The organism is Thermogutta sp. (assembly GCF_014359955.1).
GTDB lineage: Bacteria > Planctomycetota > Planctomycetia > Pirellulales > Thermoguttaceae > Thermogutta.
This window is the reverse complement of sequence record NZ_JACIYL010000776.1, coordinates 1-2,050: the sequence shown is the minus strand read 5'-3', so window position 1 is coordinate 2,050 and position 2,050 is coordinate 1. Positions and strand designations below refer to the sequence as shown.

3 protein-coding genes are annotated in these 2,050 nt (G+C 59.2%); all 3 read right to left on the bottom strand.

Annotated features, from left to right (window positions below; translation table 11 throughout):
- Positions 1 to 167: 167 nt before the first annotated feature.
- Positions 168 to 455: a zinc ribbon domain-containing protein gene (locus tag H5U08_RS16860; RefSeq protein WP_297035738.1), complete on the bottom strand. Its 288-nt coding sequence runs from the start codon at positions 453 to 455 to the stop codon at positions 168 to 170.
- A gap of 178 nt (positions 456 to 633) precedes the next feature.
- Positions 634 to 1,413, bottom strand: a complete 780-nt coding sequence (locus H5U08_RS16855) for a nucleotide exchange factor GrpE (protein WP_297035735.1) — start codon at positions 1,411 to 1,413, stop codon at positions 634 to 636.
- A gap of 94 nt (positions 1,414 to 1,507) precedes the next feature.
- Positions 1,508 to 2,050: DnaJ C-terminal domain-containing protein (locus H5U08_RS16850; RefSeq protein ID WP_297035732.1), on the bottom strand; the 543-nt coding region annotated here is incomplete at its 5' end.

Genomic DNA, 2,050 nt, shown 5'->3' with positions numbered 1-2,050 from the left:
ATATGCGTGTCCGTCCGTTTTTAACGGGTCGGCAATCACGAGCCGTGCACGCCACCAACTGTTCAGGCGCAATAAAAAAGCCACCGCTCGGTGTGCGGCGGCCTGCTCGTGCAGTGAAAATTCCAGGTTGTCTGCCTGGACCTTCCCCGCGGAGCGAGTGAATTTCCTCACTCTCCACTCTTGCTCCCGCTTTTGCTTGTGGAAGACTTACTGGATCCTGAGTCACTGGAACCGTTGCCATTATCGCGGGAGGCTGCCTTTTTGTAGGATTCGCTCCTGTAGTCGGTGCAGTAGAAGCCCGATCCTTTGAAAAGAATGGCTCCCCCGGGGCCAATCACTCGGCGGAGCTTATTCTTGCCGCATGCGGGGCACTTCCGCAGCGGTTCTGCCGTAATCGATTGAAACTCTTCAAACGTGTGCTCACACGCCTCACACACGTATTCGTAGGTTGGCATCGTCAACTCCTTCCCCTGCACAAGACCGATGTTCTAAATTGTCTCTTGCGACTTGTCTGTTTTGATAGCGACACGTATACGCCTGAGAATTGTCTCATCTTCTTCCGGCCGAACATGCCTGGGACCCTGACGACCCAACAAGCCGGGAGTCGATCACAGAAGGCCTCCCCGGACGACGTCACGCCGGCGGGTGATTGTTCGAGGGTCCCTCGGCCGTGCCCGGTTCTACCGGCTCACTGGCCCCTTCCCCACCTGGCCCGGGAAGGGCCATGGACACAACCACCTGGCTTGGTCGGACCACGCGGTCATGGAGCACAAACCCCTCCTGGGCGACATAAAGGACGGTGTTGGGTGGCACATCGCCCGTCGCTTGCCTGGAGATGGCATGGTGGAGGTTGGGGTCGAACGGTTGATGTAGCGCCTCGATCTTCCGGCACTCGTGCTTGGCCAGCACGTCCTCCCATTGCTTGAGGATCATGCGAATACCCTGCAGGAGCTGGCCGACGTCATGGTTTTGCTCCGCCGATTGTGCCGCGCGCTGGAGGTTGTCATACACCGGCAACAGATCACGGATGAGTTCAATGGCCGCGTACTTCCGCTCCTCCGCGAGTTGCCGCGCGATCCGCTTTTGATAGTTCTCCAGCTCCGCCTGCCAGCGCATCGCGCGGTTGCGGAAGTCCTCCACCTCCTGCTTCAGCGCCGCAATCTGCTTCTCATAATCTTCCGCAGTCAGCACGGTCTCTCCGGCCGGGACCTGTTCCTGATCGGCCGTCGAACCACTCGCGCCGACTTCTGGCTGTTTCTCCATGGAATTGCTCATCTTTTCCCTCTGAGTCACCTCTGGTTGATTTTCGTTTTCGGGCGACGGGCTTTCCCCTTCGGCGGTATTCTGTGCGACCGTTTGGGTCGCCTCAACTTCCTGACGTTCTTGCTCCTCGTGCCTGTGCTTGCTGGTCATGGCGGGAACTCCTCTGTGGTGTCGGATATCCAAAGGGCCAATCTGACACCCAAAGGCTCACCTGCACGCAAGGGCTGCAATTGCCGTGCCAGCGCTAAGAGCGGCCGCCAAGGTATTCCTTAATTTTTGCAAAAAAGCTCTTTCGCTCCGGCAAAACCTCGGTGTGTTCCAACTCGGCTAGCTCACGGATGAGGCGTTCGTACTGGGGGCTGACCTTCTTCGGTACCTCGATATACACCTCCACAATGAGATCCCCACGACGCCTGGACCGGGTGGGCAATCCCCGTCCAGCGAGCACAAATACGGCCCCGCTTTGGGTCCCTGGGGGAATGGTCAGGGTGTCGTGCCCTTCCAGGGTGGGGATTTCTATGGTCGCGCCGAGCACTGCCTGGCTGTAACTGATGGGCACCCGGCAGACGAGATTCGGCCCTTCACGCCGAAAGATGGGATGCTCCTTGATCCTGACCACGCAGTAGCAATCACCCCGAGGACCGCCGGTCAGACTGATCTCGCCCTCCCCGGCCAGTCTCAACCGCGTGTTTTCATCGACCCCGGGCGGAATGCGAACTTCCCGGGTGACCGTTTCCCGGACTACCCCCCGTCCGCGGCATTCGGGACAGGGATCGCGAATCGTCTG